The organism is Rhizobacter koreensis, assembly GCF_013366375.1.
GTDB lineage: Bacteria > Pseudomonadota > Gammaproteobacteria > Burkholderiales > Burkholderiaceae_C > Schlegelella_A > Schlegelella_A koreensis.
The window spans coordinates 671,982-693,364 of sequence record NZ_JABWMJ010000001.1 but is presented as its reverse complement, the minus strand read 5'-3'; the positions used below and the strand labels follow the sequence as shown (position 1 = coordinate 693,364).

Genomic DNA, 21,383 nt, shown 5'->3' with positions numbered 1-21,383 from the left:
CTGGCGCGGGCTGCCGGTCCGGCCTTCAGTCCGCGCCTTCGGGCGGCCGCTTCGCGGCACCCCGGAGCAGCTCGCGCAGGACCGCCGCGGTGTCGGCACCGAGTTCAGGCGGCGCGTGCCGCACCGGCAGGCGCGCGCCGTCGATGCGGTACGGCGGCGCGAGCACGTGCGTCGTGCCGGCGACCGGATGCGGCTGTTCGGTCACGAGGCCGCTGCGCCGGGCGCGCGGCGACGTCAGCGCCTCGTGCAGCCCGAGCACCTCGCCGCACGGGATGCCGGCCCGTCCGAGCCGTTCGAGCAGGTCTTGCCGGGTGCGCCGAGCGATTTCGCGATGCAGCTCCGGCAACAGCAGCGCGCGATTCGCGGACCGACCGAGGTTGCCGGCAAAGCGCTCGTCGTCGGCAAGGTCGGGGCGCTCGATCACCTCGTCGCAGAAGCGCCGGAACTGGGCGTTGTTGCCGACGGTGATGACGAGCGGCCCGTCGGCGGCGTCGAAGACGCCGTAGGGGACGATCGACGGGTGCGAGTTGCCGTAGCGCGGCGGGTCGGACCCGAGCAGCAGCGCCTCGAGCCCGTAGTACGCGGTGACCATGACGCCGCAGTCGAACAGCGCCATCTCGATGTGGCGGCCACGCCCGGTCCGCTCGCGCTCGTACAACGCCGCGAGCACCGCCTGCGCCGCGTACATGCCCGTCATCAGGTCGACCACCGCGACGCCGAACTTGAGCGGCGGCTGGTCGGCCTCGCCGTTCATCGCCATGAGCCCGGCCTCGCCCTGCACGAGCAGGTCGTAGCCGGGGCGCGCGGCTTCCGGACCGCTCGAGTCGTAGCCGGAGATCGAGCAGTAGATGAGGCGTGGGTTCGCCGCCATCAGCTGCTCGGCGCCGAGCCCGAGGCGCGCCATGCCGCCGAACTTGAAGTTCTGGACCACGACGTCGCATTGACCGGCCAGCGCGCGCGCGGCGTCCTGGTCCTTCGGGTCCTGCAGGTCGAGCGCGACCGAGCGCTTGTTGCGGTTGACGCTGTTGAAGTAGGCCGTCTCGGTGCGCCCGATGCGCAGTCCCCAGTCGCGGGTGTCGTCGCCACGCCCCGGGTGCTCGACCTTGATCACGTCGGCGCCGAAGTCGCCGAGCACCATGCCGCAGAGCGGTCCCGCGAGCACGCGCGAGAAGTCGAGCACGCGGATGCCCGACAGCGGGAGCGTGGCGACCGGGTCGCTCATCGCACGCTCCCGCACGCGCCGGCGCGTCGTGCAGCACGGGCGGCACCGCAGGACCTCGTACGGTTGCGGCCGCCGCACGCCGGGCCATGCCCGGTCGTGCGGCGCGGCACGCCCGATCGTCGCTGGTCACCATGCACGCCGGAGCGGCAACGCTGAATCGTGCGCGAGGTCATGCGTTCTCCTTGGGTCGAACCGTGGGCGGCTGCGGCTCTGCACGGGGCGTCGACGACGCCGCCATGCGATCGCCGCGCCCGCCCGGCCGATGGTGCCAGACGCGCCGTCGGAACGCGGCGACCCTGCGCGCCCGCGGCCGGCCGCACCGGCTTAAGCTGCGCCGCCGGAGGCCCCGCCATGAGCAAAGTCCTGAAGTCCGCCGTCACCGCGCTCGCGGTCCTGGTTTTGTTCTACGCGGTGGCGTCGGTCCTCGGCACGCTGTCGCTGCTCGCCGACGCGGCGGATCGCGCCGCGCCGGGTGCCGGCACAGTCGTGTTCTGGAGCCTGCTCGCGGTGTTCGCCCTGCTCGCGGCGACGCCGGTCTGGCTGTATCTGCGCCTCCCGAAGCCGCTCGCGCCGCCGGCGAGCACCGACGAGCCGGCGTATTCGGCGTATCTCGCGGCCCTCGCGCAGCGGCTCGGTGCGAACCGCGAGCTCGCGGGCACGCCGGTCACCGAGCCGGCGCACATCGAGGCCGCGCTGCAGGTGCTCGACCGCGCCGCCGACCGCGCGACGCTGCAGGCGGCGAGCGCCACCTTCGTGTCGACCGCGCTGATGCAGAACGGCCGTCTCGACGGCCTCATCGTGCTGGCGACGCAGTTCCGCCTGGTCTGGCGCATCGCGGGGCTCTACTACGTGCGGCCGTCGCCGCGTCAGGCGCTCTACGTCTACTCGAACGTGGGCGCAGCGGTGCTGCTCTCGACCAGCATCGACGACGTCGACTTCTCCGAACTGGCGTCGCCGATCGTCGCCGGCGTCGCGCCGGCGCTGGCCGCCAGCGTGCCGGGGCTCGGCGGCGTCTCGCGCCTCCTGGTCAACAGCCTCGCCAACGGCGCCGCCAACGCCTTCCTCACGCTGCGCGTCGGCATGCTGACCAAGCATTACTGCGCGGCGCTGGTGCGGCCCGAGCCGGTCGCGGTGCGCCGCACGGCATCGATCGCGGCGCTGGCGCTGCTCGGCAACGTCACCCGCGACGGCGGGGCGCGCGTGTCGAAGGCGATCCTGCAGGCCGCCGGCAGCTCGCTCGGCGGCGCCGCCAACGCCGCGGCGCAAGGCGCCCGCAACGTCGGCGCACGGGCGGGACAGGCAGCACGCGCCGCCGCCGACGCGGTGTCCAACGTCACCGACCAGGTGGTCGGCGCGGCCGGATCGATGGTGTCGGCGACCGCGCGCGCCGGCCAGCGCCTGGTGGGGCGCGGCGAAGCCGCTGCCGAGTTCCCCGCGGTCGCCGCCGAGAACGCGGTCGTGCCTCCGGATCGCGCGCGCCGCTGATCGAACGTCGCGCGAGGTCGAACGCGTCGTCGGCAGCCGCGTCGTCCGGCGTTGCCGTCGAACGCAACGGCGCCCTCGCGGCAGCGCCGCGCGGCCGGCCATTCGGTTCAGCCAGCGCGGTGCTCAGCGGAACCGGTCGCGCCGGCGTCGATCACACGGCGCGCCCGCCGCCGGCCCGAGCCTTTCTTACTGGCAGACGAAGCTCGCCGCGTCGTCGATGCTGCCGCTGCCGCGGTAGACCGCCTTCTTCGGGTACGCGCAGAGCGGATGGGTGCGCGTGACGCTGCCGCTGACCACGCGCGAAGCGACGATGCGCTCCGGCGGCTGACCCTTGTCGACCCAGGCGTCGAGCGCCTGCAGCACGTCGTGCTCGGGGTCGACGGTCGGCGAAGTGCCGCTCTGCCCGCCGAACACCGTCGCGCCCGACCCGCCGCCGCAGTGACCCATGCCGGGCACCATGAAGAGCCGGAAGAACTCGTCGGTGCGTGCCTGCGAGCCCTGCGCGCTGCGCACGCGCTCGTAGTAGCCGATGGTGTCGATCGGGTTGACGACCGGATCCTGCCAGCCCTGGTAGACGATGGCCTTGCCGCCGCTCGCCCGGAACGCCGAAAGGTCGGTGCTGGTCTGGTCGACCAGCGGGCTCACCTTGGCGTCGGCGAACGTCAGGTCGCGGTCGTAGTCGAAGCTCCACCAGTTCCACTGCGGGTTGTCGAACACCCAGAGGCGCCAGTAATCGGCGCGGACCGGCTCGGTGCTGCCCCAGTACTGCGACCAGCCGGCCTCGGTGCCGACCGCGAGCCCCGGGTAGATCTGGGCGCCGGTGCGCGGGTTCTTCGGGCCCGCGTAGATCTTCTTGGCGACCGCGACCTGCGCCGCGGTCAGGCAGGTCGCGTTGTCGGCGCCGGTGCAGAGCAGCGAGTCCACGTTGAACTTGTCCGACGTGCAGAGGCGCGGATCCTCGATCACCCCGTCGGTCACGCCGTCGAGCGCGTCGCAGGCGGCGACCGCACGCTGCGTGATCAGCGACGCCTTCGCCGCGGTCAGGATCACCGGTCCGTTGGTGTTCGGCGCGCGGTTCGACAGGAACCGGTGCAGGAACTCGACGTTGAGGCGCGTGCGGTTGTTGCCGGGCGCGCCGGCGATGACGCCGTCAAAATCGTCCGGGTAGCGCTGGATCTCGGCGTAGCCCTGGTGGCCGCCGGTCGAGCAGCCGTAGTAGTAGGCGCGGCTCGCGGGCTTGCCTTGCAGACCCTCGACGAGGCGCTTGGCCGGAACCGTGATCGCGTGGACCGAGCGGCTGCCCCAGTCGGTGATCTTCTCGGGGTGCCCGACGCCCCAGAACATCTCGTTCGGATCGGTTGACTGATGGCCCGTGTCGCCGCCGACCACTGCGTAGCCTTGGCGCATGGCGTAGGCCATGTCGCTGTAGTTGAGGGCCGGGCTGTAGCCGCCGTTGCCGGTGGTCACGAGCTTGCCGTTCCAGGCGGTGCCGCTCGGTACCCAGACCTCGAAGTTGATCAGCGAGTCGCTGGTCGGCGTTGCCGATGCGCGCAGCCGGCAGAACGCCGGCAGGTTGGTGAGCGCGGTGTTCGAGCCGGTCGGCGTGTAGCTGCCCGCCGGCTGCGCCGCCGCCGACGCAAGCGTCGCCGCGTCGAGCTTGAGCGTCGCGAGCGCAGTCGCGTCGCAGGCGAGCGGGGTCGGCGCCGCGGCCTCGTCGTCGTCGTCGCCGCCGCCGCCGCAGGCGGCCAGCGCCGCGACAGCGACGAGCGCGCCGAGCGCGCGGGCGTGGCGCCGCATGCGGCGCGCCATATCGCGCGAAGGTTCGCGATGAATCATGTCGGGTCTCCTCTCGTGCCGGATCGCGCGGCGACCGGCGGGTTCGTGATCTGCGTGACGGCCTTTGCGCGACGCGACGGGCGCGGCGCTGCGGGCCGGCGAAGCGGCAGCGACGATCGGCGTCGATCGGCGCCGCCGGGCAAGCTCACTCGGGCTCGATGCCGGCCGCCTTGATGACGCGGCCCCACTTCTGCGCGTCGCCGACCTGGAACTTCGCGAGCTCCTCGGAGGTCGTGGTCCACGGGTCCGAGCCGGTGCCTTCGAAGAAGGTCTTCGCGCCGGCGCTCTTGGTGCCGGCGATCAGCAGCTCGCGCAGGCGCGCAACCACCGGTGCCGGCGTGCCGGCGGGCACATAGGCGGCGAACCAGTAGCCCATGTCGTAGCCCTTCACGCCCGCCTCGGCAATCGTCGGCACGTCGGGCAGCAGCGGGTTGCGCTTGGTGGTCGAGACGCCGAGCGCCTTCAGCTTGCCGCCCTTGACCTGCGGGACGCCGGTGGCGGTGTCGGTGATCATGAAGTCGATCTGGCCACCGAGCAGGTCGGTCACCGCGTTCGGGTTGCTCTTGTACGGAACGTGCAGGATGTCCGTGTCGGTCAGCTGCTTGAACATCTCGCCGGCGACCCGGCTCGAGGAGCTGCCACTGCCGAACGAGAGCTTGCCCGGGCGCTTCTTCGCGTCGGCGATCAGGTCGGCGACCGTCTTGTACGGTGCCTCGGTCCGCACCACCAGCACCTGGCCGCCCTTGCCGAGGCCGGTGACCGGCACGAAGTCCTTGTTCGGGTCGTACGGCAGCTTCTTGTAGAGGTGCTCGTTGGCGGCATGCGTGGTGTTGGTCGTGATCAGCACCGTGTAGCCGTCGGGCGCCGCGCGCGCCACCTGCTGGGCCGCGATCATGCCGCTCGCGCCGGCCTTGTTGTCGACCACCACCGGCTGCTTGCTCTGCTCGGTGAGCGACTGGCCGAGCGCGCGGGCGAGCTGGTCCGTCGCGCTGCCGGCGGCGAACGGCACCACGAAGGTGACGGGCTTCTCCGGATAGCGGCCCTGCTGGGCGAGCGTGGGTTGCGCCAGCGCGGCGGCGGCGACGAACGCGGCCGCGAACAGGCCTCGCCGCGAGAAGTGGAACGGGTGAGTCATCTTCGGGTCTCCTCTTTCAAGTGGATTCGTGGGCCGGTTCGTCGCCGACCAGCAGCGGGCGCAGTGCCTCGGGAACCGCGACCCGCATGTCGAGCAGCAGGAAGGCGAGCGCCTTGCCGTGGCTGTCGAGATTGAGGGCGTCGTTGACGCCGCCGTCGAGCACCTCGTCGAGGACGAAGTTCATCGCCTGCAGCTGCGGCAGCAGGTAGCGGGTGACGCGGGCCGGGTTGCGGTGCGCGAACTGGCGGGCGACGCGCTCCTCGGTGACCTGCTCGACCAGCAGCGGCCAGAGTTCGGGGTGCCAGGCGATCACGCTGATGTTCGATCGGTTGCCCTTGTCGCCGGTGCGGCCGTGCGCCAGGCGGTAGAGCGGCGTGGTGAAGGTCGCCATGGTCATTCGACGAACGAGAAGCCGGTCGGCACCGCCTCGCGCGGCACGAAGCACGAGTGGGTCGAGAGGCGCTGACGCAGCGCGGTTCGGATGCCGCCGCCACCGGCCGGGCCGCAGGTGTAGAGCGCGGTCATCTCGCGCGGCAGGCGCTCGGCCTCGGTGCGGTCGACGTGGTTGGCGGCGATGCGCAGACGCACGTCGCGGCCTTCTCCCGCGGGCTGCGCCGCCAGCCAGCTGCCGGCGTCGTCGCCGAGCACGCTCGCGATGCCGATGAGGTCGACGCGCAGCCGGCCGATCGAGCGCAGGCGCTCGCGCAGGATGTCGGCGGCGAGGCGTGCCCGCGCCTCCGCGCGCGGACCCGCGTAGGAGATCTCGGCCTCGGCGAGCCAGCCCTGCTCGCAGAACGCGTTGACCTTGAGCTGGTCCGGCCGCGGATGGCCGCGCACGCCCGAGAGGCGCACGCGGTCGGGCCCGACCTCGTCGACGCGCGCCGCGCCGATGTCGGCGACCACGTCGGGCGTGAGGTAGGCCGCGGGATCGTGCACCTCGTAGAGCAACTGCTCCTTCACCGTATGCGCGTCGATGCGGCCGCCGGTGCGCGGCGGCTTGGTGACGGTGCAGGTCCCGTCGGCATCGATCTCGGCGATCGGGTAGCCGACGTGCGCGAGGTCGGGGATGTCCTTGAAGCCCGGGTCGGCGTAGTAGCCGCCGCTCACCTGCGCGCCGCATTCGAGCAGGTGGCCGGCCATGGTGCCGCGCGCGATGCGGTCCCAGTCGTCGGCGGCCCAACCGAAGTGCGCGAGCGCGGGCCCGAGCGTCAGCGACGGGTCGGCCACGCGCCCGGTGACGACCACGTCGGCGCCCGCCCGCAAGGCGTCGGCGATCGCGTCGGCGCCGATGTAGGCATTGGCGCTGACCAGTGAATCGAGCACCGCCGGCGCATGTTCGCCCGCGCCGAGCGCGCGCTCGAGCACCGTGCGATGCGCCGGGCCGCTGACGTCGTCGCCGTGCACCACCGCGACGCGCGGCGCCCGCAGGCCGAGCTCGCGGGCGAGTTGCACGATGCGGCGTGCGGCGCCTTCGGGATTGGCCGCGCCGAAGTTGCTGACGATGCGGATGCCGCTCGCGAGGCAGTCGCCGAGCACCGGCCGCAGCAGGTCGGCGAGCAGGGGTTCGAAGCCGCCGCGCGGGTCCGACCGGCGGGCGAGCTGGGCCAGCGCGAGCGTGCGCTCGGCCAGCGTCTCGAACAGCAGGAACGCGGGCCCGCCGGCCGCGATCAGCGCGTCAACCACCGGCCGTGCGGCATCGGTGCGATCGCCGGAGAAGCCGGCGGCGCAGCCGACGCGGAGCAGGGTATCGGTCATGGGGAAGTGGTGCGTGGCACCAGGCTTGTCGAAGCCGAAGTCTGACGCGTGAGCTCCGTGACCCGCCGAAGCAGGTCAGGAGCCGGCGCGAACCGGCCCGCTTCCACTCACTGCGCGCGCGAGGTCGGCGCGGTGCCGAGCGGCTTGCCGCCGGGGCCTGCCGTGAAGGTCAGCCACTGCTGCGGAACGACCTGACCCACGCCCGGCTTCGAGTAGTCGCACACACCGTTCGGAAACACCGCCTGCAGGCGGCTCCACTGCGCCTGCGTGAAGCTGACAAAGTAATCGGCGATCGTGAGCGGCTTGAGCTGGCACTTCATGATGTCGCTCGTCAGGTCCTCGCCGGCAGCGACCCGCGTGTCGCGGAACACCGGCCACTCGTCGAGGCCAGGGTTGTAGAGGGCATCGGCTCCGGCGCCCGTGATGGTCGATGCCATGCTCGGGTTGGCGCTGGTGTTGCAGTACGCGGCGTCGGTGCTCCAGACCCCGCGGTCGGCGCGATAGCACGAGTCGACCGCCGCACCGGGCTTGTTGGCGACGATCTTCTCGCGCAGCGTGCGGTTCGTCGTGTCGGCCTCGACCCGCGTCAGCCACAGGTCCATGGTCGCGAAGCGGCGTTCGTCGAGATCCGCCGGCGCGGTCTTGTAGCGCCACAGCACCTGGTTCGCGTGATCGCCCCACTGCTCGAGGATGCGGTTGCGGATCACGTAGTTGCGGAAGTCGTAGTGCTCCTCCGTGATGTTGTAGTTGACGCCGGCAATGATCGCGACCTCGCCGAGTCCCTTGCCGTGTGCCACCCGGCCCGAGCCGTGCGCGATCTCCGGTGCGCCCGGATCGGCCACCATGCGTCGCGACTGCCACTGGCCGTTGATGTCGTAACCGCCGATCTGCTCGTTCAGCCGCACGAACTGCTCGGGCGTGATCTGCCCCGTGTTGACCGCGACCAGACCATACTGGATGCCGACGTTGTCGTGCGGCGTCTTCGCGTAGCCGGTGGCGTCGCGCGCTCCGAAGATCGCGATGTTGAAGTCCTGCAGCGTGCAGCGGATGCCGCCGAGGTTCGACAGCGACCACCGGTTCGGGTGGGTGCCGCAGTCGGCGCCACCGACCTGCGGGTCCATGTAGAACGGGGTGCGGCTGGCCATGTTGATCTGCGCGGGCCCTTCGCAGACCTGATTCCAGCGATGACCGGCGATGTTGGCGCGCTGCATCTGCGTGTAGGTGAGCCCGCCGGCGCCGCCGTCGTAGAAGCGCTTGAGAAGGCCGCAGTCGGCGAACTCGCGGCCGGTGGTCCAGGTGTCCTGCCAGCCGTTCCAGGGCAGCATGCCCTGCAGCAGACCGGGATACGCGGTGGCGAGCAGGTGCTGCTGATGCGCACCACCCGAGTTGCCCTCGCTCATGGTGAAGCGGATCTCGCCGTACCGCTCGGTGATGTGCTCCTTGATCATCATCACCGTCTCGGCCGACGTCACGTCGTTGCAGTGCGAGCCGTAGTTGGTCATCTCGGAGCTCGCGACCATGTAGCCGCGGCTCAGCGCCACGTGATCGAGCACGCTCTGCGGGCTGGCCTGGGTGCGGCCGAACTCGCAGCCCGAGCCGAACTTCCAGTAGAGCTTGCGGTTCCAAGCCGGCGAGACTGCCCATGGCGTCCAGCTCGCGGTGGGATTGGTCGGGTCGGCGAGTGTGGCGAGGTCGTACTTGCCCCGGTTGATCACGCCGCGCTCGATGCGCACGATGTAGGGAATGGTCCGACCGCTTTCGGTCGTCACGGTGGCGATCTGGTTTGCGGCGGGCGGACTGGCCGGGTCGTACACCGCGAACGTGTTGTTCAGCGTGCGGTACTGATAGCGGTACACCGGCGCAGCGATGTTGCATTGCGCGTCGAGCGGATCGCCGAGGTCTGGATTCGTCGCGTTCGGCGTGGTCACCTTCGTCGTGCACACCCACGGGCCGACCTGCGCGCCGGAGATCACCGGGCCGCCGCGGGGATGGTTCGTGATCTCGAGCGTCGCACCGCTGCGCCCGCTCTGCGCCACACGCAGGACGTTCTTGCCGTTCTTGAGACCGCTGACCAGACCCACTGTGCGGCCATCGGCGCGCTTGGCGAACGCGCTGGTGACATCGGTGCCGTCGACATCGACCTTCAGCGTCGTGACGTCGACGCCTGCAGGCGCAACGATCTCGACCAGCGCGTCGCCGCTGGTGACGAGATCCGCGCGCGTGCCCAGTACGCGGATGGTCGCCGCCGGACCAGCGTCCGAATCCGAACCGCCGCCGCCGCCGCAGCCGACCAGCACCGCAGCCGCGCAGCCGGTGAGTGCCCAACGCAGGAATGTCGTGTGTTTCATGTCGCCTTCTTCGAGCTCGAACCGTACCGACGCGGTACCCGCGACGGCCTGCGAAGCGATGCCGGCCGCGGGCGGCGCCTCCACCCGGATGACGCCGCGCGGCGGACTCTAGGTGCCGCCGCTCGAGACAGGAAACTCAAAGTTCCGATCATCCGATCGGAAAAACGAATGATTGAGCGTCGAATCTAGGGTTTCCCCGATGGCTCACTTGCGGCTTGCCCACGCGTCCGGCGGGCCGCGCGGGGCGCTCTGCGAGGCTGCTTGGACGCCGTCCCCGGCCGCATTTCCAGCGCCAGGTCGTGAAGGCGCTGAGCGGCCGCCGACAGGCTTCGGTCGCGACGGCGCACCACGTAGATCCGCCGCTGCAGCCCCGGCATCGAGAGCGGCCGGGTGACGATCTCGGGGTGATCGAAGTGGAACAGCGCGAGCGCGGGCACCACGCTGATGCCGAGTCCGGCTCGAACCATTCCGGTCACCGTGGAGAGCTGGTCGACCTCCATGACGGTCCGCATCGACTGTGGATGGAACGCCGCATCCAGGTACTGGCGCACGCTGCTCGTGCGCGACATGTGGATGAAGGGATATGGCACCAGATCGCGCAGCCGCAGCGCCTCGATGCTCGCGAGCGGATGGTCGGCCCGGCACACGAGGTGCGAGTCGTCGGCGCAGAACAGCTCGGCCTGCAGGTCCGGTGTCTCGGCGCGCGTCGCGGCGAGCGCGAAGTCGGCGCGGCCGCTCAGCACGTGGTCGATGCAGCCTTCCGAGAGCACGTCGAACACGTCGACGCTGATGCCCGGATGCGCGTTGCGGTAGCGCATCAGAAGGTCGGGCAGCCAGTTCGCAGCGAGCGACGGCAGCAGCGCGATCGAGACCCGGCCGCGGCGCAGCGACGCGCGGTCGTGCACGCTCGCGACCGCGCTGTCGAACTCGAGCAGCGCGCGCCGCGCCGGGCCTTCGAGCTCGGCACCCTCGGGCGTCAGCTCCACGTGCCGCTTGCTGCGATCGAACAGGCGCACCCCGAGGTCGGCCTCGAGCGCGCCGATGAGCGCGCTGTACGCCGGCTGCGACAGGTGCATCGCGCTCGCCGCGCGCGTGAAGTTGCGCTCGTCGATCAGCAGCACGAAGGCGCGGAACTGGCGGATCGATGCGGGCATGAGCCGTGCGAGCGAGGTGGCGAAACGCGCTGACGCGGGAGCGCGGCCGGCGCGCGCCGTGACCCGCGGCGGGTGCGAATCTAGCGCGCCGCCGTCACCCGCGGGCCGCGCGCTGCGCGGCCGACGCGCTGGTTAGGGGCAGTCGACGGTCGTTCCCGACCGTACCGATGCGCCGGCGAGCGGTGCCGGCGTGCCGCGCCCGATCGTGCTCGTGGTGCCGGCCCGCGGCGCCCGCGCGGCGACGCTGCTCGCGGCCCCTGGGTTGACCACCGTCGGGCAACCGGCGCCGGGGGCGCTCGCGACGTCGGCCGGCCGGCGGTTGCGCGCCGCCGCGCGCGCCGCCGCCGACTGCGAGCGGATCGCCGCACGCTCGGCGGGGTTGGTCGGCAGCACCGGGGTGCCCAGATCGGCGCCCTCGCGGGTGGCCGGGGTTCCCAGATCGGGACCCGCCGGAATGGCGGCATTGCCAGTCGGCATCGGTGTCAGGCGTGGCGTGTCGCGCTTGACGCCGGGCTGCTGGGCCAGCGCACCCGTTGCCACGCCCAGGAGCGCGACGGCAAGCGCGAGGGCGCGACGGGCGGATGGGCGGGGCGTGGGCATGGCGGTCTCCGAAGTGGGCAGGGATTCCGCCATTCTCGGCTCAGCCCTTCTTCTTTGCCGCCGCGCGCCTGGCCGCCTTCGCCGGCACCTTGGCCGCGGCCTTGGCGCTGGCGCCGACCGCCTGGCGCGCCGGCGCGCTGGTTGCAGCGCCGGCGTCGCCACCGCCGTCGGCTGCGCCGAGCGCGTCGTCGGCCGCGGCGGCCGCCCCGGCGCGCCCGCCCCGCGCCGCCGCGACGCTCTTGGCGCCGGGCCGCTCCGGGCGCGGCTCGAACTCGAACACGACCTTGCCTTCCTTGCTGTCGTAGGCGAGGCGCGCCTTGAACTTGCGACGCGTCTTGTTGGAGACGAAGCCTTCGAGCAGGTCGGTGCGGCCGGTGGTCAGCAGCTTCGTCATCTGCTCGCGCGAGACCGGCTGCTGCAGGATGATCTTGCCGCTCTTGAAGTCGCAGGTGACGTGCTGGCCGACCGCATGCTCGCAGACGTAGCTGCCGCCGTGTTCGTACACGTGGCCTTGCGTCTTCGGACACGGCCCGAGGCTCTGCTGGTCGGAGAAGTCGACCGGCTCGCCGTCGCTCGCCTCGCCGGCGTCGGCGCCGAAGTCGAACTCGAGCTTCCAGTTGCTTATCTCGTCGTCGTAGACGAGCTTGATCTCGGCGGTGAACGGCCAGCCCGCCTTGGAGCGGAACCCCTCGAGCGGCCCGAGCTTCTTCTCGGCGAGGAAGCGCTCGACCTCGTGCAGCTCGAACGCCCGCCCGCCGGGGATCTTGCTGATCGAGAAGCCGCAGCCTTCGGGCGTGGGGTGCGCCGACGGCGGCAGCGTGGCGAGCACATGGTCACCGCCGCCCGAACCGGCGCCCGCGGTGCTGAGCTCGCGCGGCGCCTCGGCCGGCGCCGCCGCGCCCGCGCCGGAACCCGGCCGGCCGATGCACGCGAAGCGACGGTAGTTCTCGCGCACCACGCCGCCGCAGTTGGGGCAGGGCGTCTTCAGCGTCGCGTAGTCGCCCGGGATGGTGTCGCGGTCGTACTCCTTGGCCTTCCTCACGATGCGCTCGGCCATCTCGGCGATGTTGCGCATGAACGCCTCGCGCTCGAGGCGGCCCTTTTCCATCTCGGCGAGCTGGTGCTCCCAGTTGCCGGTGAGCTCGGGCTTGGTGAGGTCCTCGACGCCGAGGCCGCGCAGCAGCGTCATGAGCTGGAACGCCTTCGCGCCGGGCACCAGCTCGCGCCCCTCGCGGTGGATGTACTTCTCGTAGATGAGGCCCTCGATGATCGCGGCACGCGTGGCCGGCGTGCCGAGTCCCTTCTCGGCCATCGCCTCGCGCAGCTCGTCGTCGTCGATCAGCTTGCCGGCGCCTTCCATCGCCGAGAGCAAGGTCGCCTCGGTGTAGCGCGCCGGCGGCTTGGTCTTCAGCGCCTTGAGGTCGACGCTCTCGGTACGCGCCATCTCGCCGGGCCGCACCGCGACCAGGTTGGCGTCGTCCTCTTGCGCCTCGCGCCCGTAGACCGCGAGCCAGCCCGGCTTGACCATCACCTTGCCGCTGGTCTGGAAGCGGTACTCCCTCCCGGCCTTGGCGACCGTCGAGACGCGCGTCGTCACCATGAACTCGGCCGACGGGAAGAACACCGCCAGAAAGCGCTTGGCCACCATGTCGTAGAGCTTGGCCTCGATATCCGAGAGGCTCTTGGGCGCCATCAGCGTCGGGATGATCGCGAAATGGTCCGACACTTTCGAGTTGTCGAACACGCGCTTGTTCGGCTTGGCCGGGTTCATGTAGCCCGCCTTCAGCGCGGTGCGCGCATGGGGCGCGAGCGCGCGCAGCGGCCCCGGCATGTCCTCGCCCGCGATCATCTCGACCGTCTGGCGCGCGACCGCGACGTAGTCCTCGGGCAGCGCCTTGCTGTCGGTTCGCGGATACGTGAGCACCTTGTGCTTCTCGTAGAGCGCCTGGGCGAGCGAGAGCGTGGTGCGCGCCGAGAAGCCGAACCGCGAGTTCGCCTCGCGCTGCAGGCTCGTCAGGTCGTAGAGCTGGGGCGGCGCCTGCGTGCTCGGCTTGGCTTCCTCGCTGACGGTGGCCGGCTCGCCCTCCACCGCCTGGGCGATGGCACGCGCGTCGGCCTCGTTCCAGATGCGATCGCTGCGCAGGTCGGCGTCGTCGGGGTTCTTCTTCCACGCAGGATCGAACCACTTGCCTTCGTAGGTGCCGGCATCGACCGCGAAGCTCGCGCGCACCTCCCAGTAGTCGCGCGCGACGTGGCGGCGGATCTGCTCCTCGCGCTCGACCATGATCGCGAGCGTGGGCGTCTGTACGCGGCCGACGGTGGTGAGGAAGAAGCCGCCCTCGCGCGAGTTGAACGCCGTCATCGCGCGCGTGCCGTTGATGCCGACCAGCCAGTCGGCCTCGGAGCGCGAGCGCGCCGCGTCGGCGAGCGGCAGCATCTGCTCGTCGCTGCGCAGCTGCTCGAAGCCCTCGCGGATCGCCTCCGGCGTCATGCTCTGCAGCCAGAGGCGCTTGACCGGCTGCCGGCTCTTGGCGTGCTGCTGGATCAGGCGAAAGATCAGCTCGCCCTCGCGCCCCGCGTCGCAGGCGTTGATGAGCTCGGTGACGTCCTTCCTCTTGACGAGCTTCATGATCGCGTTGAGGCGCGACTTGCTCTTGTCGATCGGGTTCAGCTCGAAGCGAGGCGGGATCACCGGCAGGTTGGCGAAACTCCACTTGCCGCGCTTCACGTCGTATTCGTCGGGCGCCTTGATCTCGAGCAGGTGGCCGACTGCCGACGTCACGAGATACCGCTCGTTCTCGAAGTATTCGTCGTGCTTGTCGAACTTGCCTGCCACCGGCGTGAGTGCGCGCACGATGTCCTGCGCCACCGACGGCTTCTCGGCAATGATCAAAGACTTGGTCATGGGTCTGGGTCGAATCTCCGGCGGCATGTTTCGGCCGCGTCCATACAATGCGGGCTCTCTCGCGCGCACACGTGCACGCGCGCGCACCCCATTTCAATGTACATAAAGACGCCGATGAGCGACGACGGCCCGACGGCTGCCCCCGAAAGCCCCTCCGCGTCGAAGGCCGCCGGCCGGCGCATCCAGGTGAGGCGCTCGGGCATTCACGGCAAGGGGGTGTTCGCGCTGCGGCCGATTCCGCAAGGCGAGCGCATCATCGAATACAAGGGCGAGGTCATCACGTGGAAGGAGGCGCTGCGCCGCCACCCTCACGACCCTTCCGACCCCAACCACACGTTCTACTTCCACATCGACGACAAGCACGTCATCGACGGCAACGTCGACGGCAACGCGTCGAAGTGGATCAACCATGCGTGCGACCCGAACTGCGAGGCCGACCAGGACGGCCAGCGCATCTTCATCCGCGCGCTGCGCGACATCGAGCCGGGCGAGGAACTCAACTTCGACTACGGGCTGGTGCTCGAGGGGCGCCACACCAAGAAGGTGAAGAAGGAATTCGAGTGTCGCTGCGGGTCGCCCGACTGCCGCGGCACCATGCTTGCGCCCAAGCGCTGAGCGCGCACGCCCTGACCCGATGGCGCCCGACTCCGCCTGGCCGGCCAGCGAAGCCCTCGAGCACGAGCTCGACGCACTGCTGCCCGGGATCGAGGTCGAGCGCGTCGTCGAGACCGGCTCGACCAGCACCGACCTTCTCGAGCGCGCACGCATGACGTCGCTGCGCGACGACGCGGGCGCCGGCATCCAGCTGCGCCGCAGCGTCGAGGCCGCCGCGTTCGGCCGGCGCGCGCCCGAGCCGTTCCGGCCGTGCCTGCGCATCGCCGAGCGCCAGACCGCCGGCCGCGGCCGCCATGGGCGCAACTGGCACGCGGCGCCCGGTGCATCGCTCACCTTCTCGCTCGCGCTGTCGCTCGAGCGCGCCGACTGGTCGGGGCTCTCGCTCGCCGTCGGCGTCGCGCTGGCCGACGCGCTCGACCCGCCGGGCGGCGCGCCGCGCGTCGGCCTCAAGTGGCCGAACGACCTCTGGCTCGTCGACGCAAGCGGCGGCCGCAAGCTCGGCGGCGTGCTGATCGAGTCGGTCGCGCGCGGCGCCGAGCGCATCGCCGTCGTCGGCTGCGGCCTCAACGTCGCGGCGCAGGCGGTCGCCGACGCATCGACCGGCGTTGCGAGCTGGAACGAGATCGAGCCCGCCGCGAGTGCCGGCCGTGCGCTGATGCGGGTCGCGCGGCCGCTCGCGGAAGCGCTGCGCCGCTTCGAGCGCGACGGCTTCGCGGCGTTCGCCGCGGGCTTCGCGACGCGCGACGTGCTGCGCGGGCGCGCCGTGCGCAGCGTTGCCGGCGCGCCGCTCGACGGCGTCGCCGAAGGCATCGCGCCGGATGGTGCGCTGCTCGTGCGCGCGCCGGACGGCACGCTGCGCCGCGTCGAGAGCGGCGAGGTCAGCGTGCGGCCGGTCGGCCCGGCAGTCGCATCGATGGACCGGCACTGATGCTGCGCCTGGCCGCCGTCGCGCTGGTCGTTGCCAACGTGGCGTTCTTCGCCTGGTCCGAAGGTGCGCTCGAGGGCATCGTGCCGCTGCGCGCCCAGGGCGACCGCGAGCCGGAGCGGCTGGCGCGCCAGCTGCGCCCCGAGGCCGTGACGGTGCTGCCGGCGGCGGCGGCACTGGCGCCGCGCTGCGTCGACGTCGGGCCGGTCGGACTCGGCGACGCCCCGGCGCTCGAGGGCGCGTTCGCGACGAGCGTGCCCGAGCTCGCGTGGCGCGAAGTGAGCGGCTCCGCCGTCACCCGCACCTATCGCTTCGCGGCGGTCCCGCCAGCGGCGATCGAGCGCCTGCGCACGCTCGGCAGCGGTGCGCCGCTACCGGTGACGGCCTGTCCGCGCGCCGCGGGCGGCTGAAGCCTCCGCCAGCCGGCAGGGCCACACCGAGACTGGCGCGCGCCGACCGCAGCCGGCGCGCTCGCAACTCAGCGCCCGCCGCGCCGCCGCCGCAGCGCCCCGAGCCCCGCAACGCCGAGCCCGAGCAGCCCGAGCGAGCCGGCGCCGAGGCTGCCGCCGCCACCACCACCGCCGCCGTCGTCGGCGCCGTCATCGCCGCCCGGGACGTCGCCGCCCGAACCTTCGCCGACGGTCACCGTAAGGATGTCGGAGGACGACTGGCCCTGATCGTCGGTGGTGGTCAGGCGCACGCTGAAGGTGCCGGGGCCGGTCGGGGTGAGCGAGACCGTCGGGCCGTCGGTCGCGCCGACGAAGCCGCTCACGATGCCGCCGCTGCTGTCGATCTCCCAGCGGTAGCTGACGATCGAGCGCCCGCTCGGCACCACCGAGCCGGCCGCGCTCAGCGTGACCGGCTGGCCGGCAACCGGGCTCTGCGTGGCGAGGCTGACGCGCGCCTGCACGCTCGCCACGCCGCCGACCGCCGCCACCGCCGCGCGCGTGTCGAGCATGCCGGCGCCGCAGGTCGAGGTGGTGCAGTAGCACTGCAGCTGGTCGGTGTTGCCCGGCGCACGGCAGGCGGTCGGCGCCGGCTCGCCCGGGCTGTTCTCCGCGCCGGTGGTCGGGAACGGCCGCGCGGTGCTCTGCAGCGCCGTGCGCACCTGCGCCGGGGTGATGGTGGGGCTCACCGACTTCATGAGGCCGACCGTGCCGGCCACGAGCGGCGCCGAGAAGCTGGTGCCGACCGAATAGCCGAAGGCATCGCTGAACGCCGACCCGGCCGCGCCGGCCACCGGCTGGATCGTCCCCGAGTTGCTCGTCGTCATGATCGGGTACAGGCAAGGCGCCGCGCTTGCCGTGTTGACGCAGTTGCCGCCCGGGGCGGAGATGGCGATCTCGGGCCCGAGGTCCGAAAAGCCCACCTTGGTGCCGACGTGGCGCAGCCCGCCGACGGCGATGATGTTCGGGCAGTTGGCCGGGTCGCTCACGGCTCGGCCGGCGCTGTTGCCGGCGGCCGCCACGACCACCGTGCCGACCGCGTTGATCTCGGCCATCGCCTGCGAGTAGACGGTGCCGCACGAGCCGGCCCCGCCGAGGCTGAGATTGATCACGTGGGCGCGGTTCGGGTTGGCCGGCACGCCCGGCACGTTGAGGCCGGCGGCCCAGCGCATCGCGGCGACGATGTCGGAGTCGAAGCCGCCGCACTTGCCGAGCACGCGCACCGGCAGCACGCGCACGTTGCGGCCGACGCTGGCGATGCCGACGCCGTTGTCGGTGAGCGCGCCGATCAGGCCGGCGGTCTGCGTGCCGTGCCACGAGCTCGGCCCGACGTCGGTGCTGCTGCAGCCGGGGATGCTGTTGGCCTCGGCCTGCGTCACGCCGTCGCCGGGGTCGCTGGCGTCGGCGTCGCGCCCGGGCTGGCCGTCGGCCGCGGTGCGGTCGTCGGCGACCATGTCGTAGCCCGGCAGCAGGTTGCCGCCGTTGGCCACAGTTCGAAAGTCGCTGTGGTCGAAGCGGATGCCGGTGTCGAGCACCGCGACGACGATGTTCGGGTTGCCGGTGGTGAGGTCCCACGCCCCCTCGGCGTTGATCGCCGACGGCGCGGTGTTGGCGGCGGTGCCAGCCGGCCCCGGGGGCTTCAGGTACCACTGGCCGACCAGCGGCCCGCCCGTGGTGCTGCTCGCGTAGGCCCGCGAGGCGTAGAGCGGGTCGTTCGGCACCGAGACGCGGCGCTTCATGCGGTCGGGCACCGCGTACTCGACGTCGGCGTCGGCCGCCAGGCGCGTGGCCAGCTGCTCGGACGTGAGCCCCTCGGCGTGCACGACGGTCGTCTGATCGCTGATGTCGAGCCCTGCGCGCAGCGCGACGCCGACCTTGGTCGAGAGTGCGGCAACTCGATTGGCGCGCACCGCCTCGGGAGAGGCGTTGGTGCCGACCGCCTGGGCGACCTTCTTCAGCAGTGCCGAGTCGGCACGGTACTTGACGATGACGCGCGCGCTGACCGCCGCCGACGAGGCGCCGACGTCCTGCGCGAGCGGGGTGTGCCGCGCCAGCGGCACGAGCAGCGTGCTGCCCAGGACGATCGACGTCAGCAGCGTACGGGGAAAACGCATGGGAACTCCAGGGACGAGCGAGTGCGAAGTATCCGCGTTCGGCGCAAGCGTCGCTCCGCCCGCCGGCCGCGGCAGCCGGCTCGCGCCGCAGCTGCCCCGGGTGGCTCGGGTGGCAAGTTCCGTACCGCGCGGCGCATCGTCGCGGCGCGGGAGGACTCAGTAGCCGAGCTGCTTGTCGACGACGTTGAGCAGCGTCTCGCCGCGCACCCAGCGGCCGAGGTTCTCGAGCAGCAGGCGCTGGTAGCGCTCGAACGAGCGCGGCGTCTGACCCGACGAATGCGCGGTGACGATGACGTTGGGCTCGCGCCAGAGCGGCGAATCGGCCGGCAGCGGCTCGGGCTCCGTCACGTCGAGCCCGGCGCCGGCGATGCGGCCGCTGCGCAGCGCGGCGAGCAGCGCGTCCTGATCGACGGTGCCGCCGCGCCCCACGTTGTAGAAGTACGCGCCCGGCTTGCAGCGCGCGAAGCGCGCGGCGTCGAACAGGCGCCGTGTCGCCTCGGTGAGCGGCAGCGTCACCGCGACGTGGTCGGCGCGCGCCAGGGCGGCATCCAGGCCGTCGGCCCCGTGCAGCTGCTCGTCGACGCCGGCCATCGGCCGGGCGTCGGCCGGCGCGCTGCGGCGCACGCCGATCACGCGCATGCCGAGTGCGGCAGCGCGCGTGGCGAGGGCGCCGCCGATCGCGCCGAGGCCGACGATGGCGAGCGTCTGCTCCGACAGCTCGAACAGCTGATCCGGGTGCGGCGTCTCCCAGCGCGCGGCCTGCTGGGCCCGCATGAGCGCAGGCAGGCCGCGCGCGAACGCCAGCATCAGCGCGAGCACGTGCTCGGCCATGTTGGGCGCGTGATTGCCGCTGCCGTTGGTCAGCACCACCCGGCTCGCGAGCAGGCGCGCGCGGTCGATGGCGTCGATGCCCGCGCCGCGCTGGTGCAGCCACTCGAGGCGCGGCGCGGCATCGAGGATGGCGCCGAAGTCCGGCCCGCCCCAGGCCACCGCCGCGCCGTCGGCCGTGTCGATGCCGGCCGGCATGCCGACGCTCTCGGGCACCAGGAAGTCGACGCCCGGGCGCTCGGCGCGAAAGCGCGCGAGCTGCTCGGGGCTCAAGGGATGCAGGAAGGCGAAGCGGCGCACGTCAGTTCCCGCCCCGCGCGGTGGAACGCACCGGCCGCATCATGGCGTGGGGCTCTGGCAGGTGAAGTTCTCCGCCGCTTCGGTGCTGCCGCTGCCCTTGTAGATCGCGATCTTCGGATACGGACAGAGCGGCCGCGTGCGCGTCCCGGCCGACGTGGTGCGCGACGCGACGATGGTGCTCTGGGGCGTCGTCGCGTCCGGCGCGATGCCGTTCTCGACCCAGCGCGAGAGCGCCGTCATCATCTCGAAGGTGCCGGTGCCGGCGCCGCCCGAGCAGTGGTCGACCCCGGGAATCATGTAGAGGCGGGCGAACTTGTCGACCTCGGCGGCGCCCATGCGGTTGCGGATCGCGTTCCAGTAGTCGACCGTGAGGTACGGGCTGATCAGCGAGTCCGACCAGCCGTGGTACATGAGCAGCTTGCCGCGGCGCGCGAACGGCGTGAGGTCGGTCTCGAACGCGTCGTAGGTCGGGCGCAGCTTGTCGCGCGCGAACTTCGGGTCGGTGTTCCAGTTGAACGTGGCGAAGTCGTACTGCGGGTTCACGAACACCGGATAGCGGAAGTAGTCGGCCCAGCTGCCCTGCGGCGCGGTCGGCGTGGTCGTGCTCGCCGGCCAGAAGCTGCCGGCTTCGACGCCGACCGGGTACGCGTAGGCGACGCGCTCGCCCGACGCGTTGACGTGCCCCTGGTAGGCGTCGCGCAGCGACGCGACCTGCGGCGCGGTGAGGCAGTTCGGCGCGTCGGCGCCGGTGCACTGCAGCTCGGCCGGGTCGAAGCTGCACTTGCGCGGGTCGTCGAGCACGCCGTCGGCCAGGTGGTCGATGCCCGGCTTGCCGTCGCACTTGCCGAGGATCGCCGCCGACACCACGCTGTACTTGGCGCGCGGAATCGCGCCGACGCCGCCGCTGCGGAACTGGGTCTGCGCGGCCCAGAACTGGGTCGCCATGTTGGTGGTCCAGTCGCTGGTGTGCGCGCCGGCGACCACGCCGTCGTAGTCGTCGGGGTAGCGCTGCACCTCCATCATCCCGTGGTGCCCGCTCTGCGAGCAGCCGTTGTAGTAGGCGTACTTCGCGCGCGTGCCGTAGAACGCGGACGTGAGCTCCTTGCCCACCACGGTGACGACGTGCTGGGCGCGGTACGCCCAGTCGACGATCTGCTCGTTCTTGAGCGTGCGGGTCGCCGGGTCGTAGGCCCAGGTCTGGTCGAAGCCGACGCTGACGTGGCCGTTGTCATGGCCCACGCTCGCGTAGTTCATGCGCATGTGCGTGGCGACCTGGCCGTAGCTGATGCTGCCGGCCGACCCGCCCGACGCGGTGCCGGCGAACTTGCCGTTCCACTTCTCCTTGAACGGCAGCCAGAGCTCGAACTTGATGTTTGACGCCGCGTTCGCCTTGGCGGTGCCCGTGACGCGGCAAAACGGCTCGGTGATGGTCGTCGTGGTGGTCGGCACCGTGAACGGCGCCGATGCCGATGCGGCGACCGGCGTCGCCGAGAGACTCTCGACCTGGAAGCTGCTGACGCGCTGCTGCGCGAGCGCGGTGCAGTCGGCGGCGGTGCCGCCGGTCACGGTGCCGTCGTCATCGTCGCCGCCGCCGCACGCCGCGAGCGCGGCGGTGGCGAGCAGCGACAGGAGCAAGGCGTGGCGGCGTGAGCTGGGTGTCATGGCAGATGCGGCAGATGAACGAGGGTCCGCGCGCGATCGCGAGCGGGGCGGCC

16 protein-coding genes are annotated in these 21,383 nt (G+C 71.9%); 4 read left to right on the top strand and 12 right to left on the bottom strand.

Annotated elements, in window-relative coordinates:
- Nucleotides 1–25: 25 nt before the first annotated feature.
- Complete coding sequence (locus HQN59_RS02980; RefSeq protein ID WP_176065868.1) at nucleotides 26–1,222, bottom strand: CaiB/BaiF CoA transferase family protein; 1,197 nt, start codon at nucleotides 1,220–1,222, stop codon at nucleotides 26–28.
- Nucleotides 1,223–1,573: 351 nt separating this feature from the next.
- On the opposite strand from HQN59_RS02980, the gene HQN59_RS02975 reads away from it, so the two are divergent.
- Nucleotides 1,574–2,707, top strand: a complete 1,134-nt coding sequence (locus tag HQN59_RS02975; RefSeq protein ID WP_176065866.1) for a DUF697 domain-containing protein — start codon at nucleotides 1,574–1,576, stop codon at nucleotides 2,705–2,707.
- A gap of 186 nt (nucleotides 2,708–2,893) precedes the next feature.
- Here the strand turns inward: HQN59_RS02975 and HQN59_RS02970 are convergent, their stop codons facing one another.
- From HQN59_RS02970 to HQN59_RS02935, 8 genes are all read right to left on the bottom strand, one after another.
- Nucleotides 2,894–4,543, bottom strand: a complete 1,650-nt coding sequence (locus HQN59_RS02970) for a tannase/feruloyl esterase family alpha/beta hydrolase (RefSeq protein ID WP_176065864.1) — start codon at nucleotides 4,541–4,543, stop codon at nucleotides 2,894–2,896.
- A 145-nt stretch (nucleotides 4,544–4,688) separates the two neighbouring features.
- Nucleotides 4,689–5,678, bottom strand: coding sequence for a Bug family tripartite tricarboxylate transporter substrate binding protein (locus HQN59_RS02965; protein ID WP_176065862.1), 990 nt, complete (start codon nucleotides 5,676–5,678; stop codon nucleotides 4,689–4,691).
- A gap of 16 nt (nucleotides 5,679–5,694) precedes the next feature.
- On the bottom strand, nucleotides 5,695–6,075 hold the full coding sequence (locus HQN59_RS02960; protein WP_176065860.1) for an AtuA-related protein: 381 nt from the start codon (nucleotides 6,073–6,075) through the stop codon (nucleotides 5,695–5,697).
- A complete protein-coding gene (locus tag HQN59_RS02955) occupies nucleotides 6,072–7,433 on the bottom strand; it encodes an acyclic terpene utilization AtuA family protein (RefSeq protein WP_176065858.1) in 1,362 nt (453 codons plus the stop codon). Before HQN59_RS02955 ends, HQN59_RS02960 begins: the two co-directional genes overlap by 4 nt.
- 107 nt (nucleotides 7,434–7,540) lie before the next feature.
- Nucleotides 7,541–9,781, bottom strand: a complete 2,241-nt coding sequence (locus HQN59_RS02950; protein WP_176065856.1) for a DUF6351 family protein — start codon at nucleotides 9,779–9,781, stop codon at nucleotides 7,541–7,543.
- 185 nt (nucleotides 9,782–9,966) lie between these two features.
- Nucleotides 9,967–10,935, bottom strand: a complete 969-nt coding sequence (locus HQN59_RS02945; protein WP_176065854.1) for a LysR family transcriptional regulator — start codon at nucleotides 10,933–10,935, stop codon at nucleotides 9,967–9,969.
- Between the two features lie 132 nt (nucleotides 10,936–11,067).
- A complete protein-coding gene (locus HQN59_RS02940) occupies nucleotides 11,068–11,535 on the bottom strand; it encodes a hypothetical protein (protein ID WP_176065852.1) in 468 nt (155 codons plus the stop codon).
- Nucleotides 11,536–11,575: 40 nt separating this feature from the next.
- On the bottom strand, nucleotides 11,576–14,440 hold the full coding sequence (locus HQN59_RS02935; protein ID WP_176065850.1) for a DNA topoisomerase III: 2,865 nt from the start codon (nucleotides 14,438–14,440) through the stop codon (nucleotides 11,576–11,578).
- A gap of 114 nt (nucleotides 14,441–14,554) precedes the next feature.
- On the opposite strand from HQN59_RS02935, the gene HQN59_RS02930 reads away from it, so the two are divergent.
- The 3 genes from HQN59_RS02930 to HQN59_RS02920 are packed head-to-tail and all read left to right on the top strand — an operon-like array spanning nucleotide 14,555 to nucleotide 16,390.
- Nucleotides 14,555–15,055, top strand: coding sequence for an SET domain-containing protein (locus HQN59_RS02930; RefSeq protein ID WP_176065849.1), 501 nt, complete (start codon nucleotides 14,555–14,557; stop codon nucleotides 15,053–15,055).
- A 19-nt stretch (nucleotides 15,056–15,074) separates the two neighbouring features.
- Nucleotides 15,075–15,983 carry a biotin--[acetyl-CoA-carboxylase] ligase gene (locus tag HQN59_RS02925; protein WP_176065847.1) on the top strand — a complete coding sequence of 303 codons (909 nt, stop codon included), beginning with the start codon at nucleotides 15,075–15,077 and terminating at the stop codon, nucleotides 15,981–15,983.
- Nucleotides 15,983–16,390, top strand: coding sequence for a hypothetical protein (locus tag HQN59_RS02920; RefSeq protein WP_176065846.1), 408 nt, complete (start codon nucleotides 15,983–15,985; stop codon nucleotides 16,388–16,390). Before HQN59_RS02925 ends, HQN59_RS02920 begins: the two co-directional genes overlap by 1 nt.
- Before the next feature lie 68 nt (nucleotides 16,391–16,458).
- On the opposite strand, the gene HQN59_RS02915 is transcribed toward HQN59_RS02920, so the two are convergent.
- The 3 genes from HQN59_RS02915 to HQN59_RS02905 all read right to left on the bottom strand — a co-directional run bounded on the left by HQN59_RS02915 (nucleotide 16,459) and on the right by HQN59_RS02905 (nucleotide 21,330).
- Nucleotides 16,459–18,540 (bottom strand): S8 family serine peptidase, encoded by a 2,082-nt coding sequence (locus HQN59_RS02915; RefSeq protein WP_176065845.1) that lies wholly within the window; start codon nucleotides 18,538–18,540, stop codon nucleotides 16,459–16,461.
- Between the two features lie 156 nt (nucleotides 18,541–18,696).
- Nucleotides 18,697–19,668 (bottom strand): NAD(P)-dependent oxidoreductase, encoded by a 972-nt coding sequence (locus HQN59_RS02910; RefSeq protein ID WP_176065843.1) that lies wholly within the window; start codon nucleotides 19,666–19,668, stop codon nucleotides 18,697–18,699.
- A gap of 39 nt (nucleotides 19,669–19,707) precedes the next feature.
- Nucleotides 19,708–21,330 carry a tannase/feruloyl esterase family alpha/beta hydrolase gene (locus HQN59_RS02905; protein WP_176065841.1) on the bottom strand — a complete coding sequence of 541 codons (1,623 nt, stop codon included), beginning with the start codon at nucleotides 21,328–21,330 and terminating at the stop codon, nucleotides 19,708–19,710.
- Nucleotides 21,331–21,383 lie beyond the last annotated feature (53 nt).

Excerpts from the sequence above, each read along its gene's own strand:
- HQN59_RS02980 (WP_176065868.1), bottom strand. The coding sequence starts at position 1,222 with ATGAGCGACCCGGTCGCCACGCTCCCGCTGTCGGGCATCCGCGTGCTC.
- HQN59_RS02975 (WP_176065866.1), top strand. The coding sequence starts at position 1,574 with ATGAGCAAAGTCCTGAAGTCCGCCGTCACCGCGCTCGCGGTCCTGGTT.
- HQN59_RS02970 (WP_176065864.1), bottom strand. The coding sequence starts at position 4,543 with ATGATTCATCGCGAACCTTCGCGCGATATGGCGCGCCGCATGCGGCGC.
- HQN59_RS02965 (WP_176065862.1), bottom strand. The coding sequence starts at position 5,678 with ATGACTCACCCGTTCCACTTCTCGCGGCGAGGCCTGTTCGCGGCCGCG.
- HQN59_RS02960 (WP_176065860.1), bottom strand. The coding sequence starts at position 6,075 with ATGACCATGGCGACCTTCACCACGCCGCTCTACCGCCTGGCGCACGGC.
- HQN59_RS02955 (WP_176065858.1), bottom strand. The coding sequence starts at position 7,433 with ATGACCGATACCCTGCTCCGCGTCGGCTGCGCCGCCGGCTTCTCCGGC.
- HQN59_RS02950 (WP_176065856.1), bottom strand. The coding sequence starts at position 9,781 with ATGAAACACACGACATTCCTGCGTTGGGCACTCACCGGCTGCGCGGCT.
- HQN59_RS02945 (WP_176065854.1), bottom strand. The coding sequence starts at position 10,935 with ATGCCCGCATCGATCCGCCAGTTCCGCGCCTTCGTGCTGCTGATCGAC.
- HQN59_RS02940 (WP_176065852.1), bottom strand. The coding sequence starts at position 11,535 with ATGCCCACGCCCCGCCCATCCGCCCGTCGCGCCCTCGCGCTTGCCGTC.
- HQN59_RS02935 (WP_176065850.1), bottom strand. The coding sequence starts at position 14,440 with ATGACCAAGTCTTTGATCATTGCCGAGAAGCCGTCGGTGGCGCAGGAC.
- HQN59_RS02930 (WP_176065849.1), top strand. The coding sequence starts at position 14,555 with ATGAGCGACGACGGCCCGACGGCTGCCCCCGAAAGCCCCTCCGCGTCG.
- HQN59_RS02925 (WP_176065847.1), top strand. The coding sequence starts at position 15,075 with ATGGCGCCCGACTCCGCCTGGCCGGCCAGCGAAGCCCTCGAGCACGAG.
- HQN59_RS02920 (WP_176065846.1), top strand. The coding sequence starts at position 15,983 with ATGCTGCGCCTGGCCGCCGTCGCGCTGGTCGTTGCCAACGTGGCGTTC.
- HQN59_RS02915 (WP_176065845.1), bottom strand. The coding sequence starts at position 18,540 with ATGCGTTTTCCCCGTACGCTGCTGACGTCGATCGTCCTGGGCAGCACG.
- HQN59_RS02905 (WP_176065841.1), bottom strand. The coding sequence starts at position 21,330 with ATGACACCCAGCTCACGCCGCCACGCCTTGCTCCTGTCGCTGCTCGCC.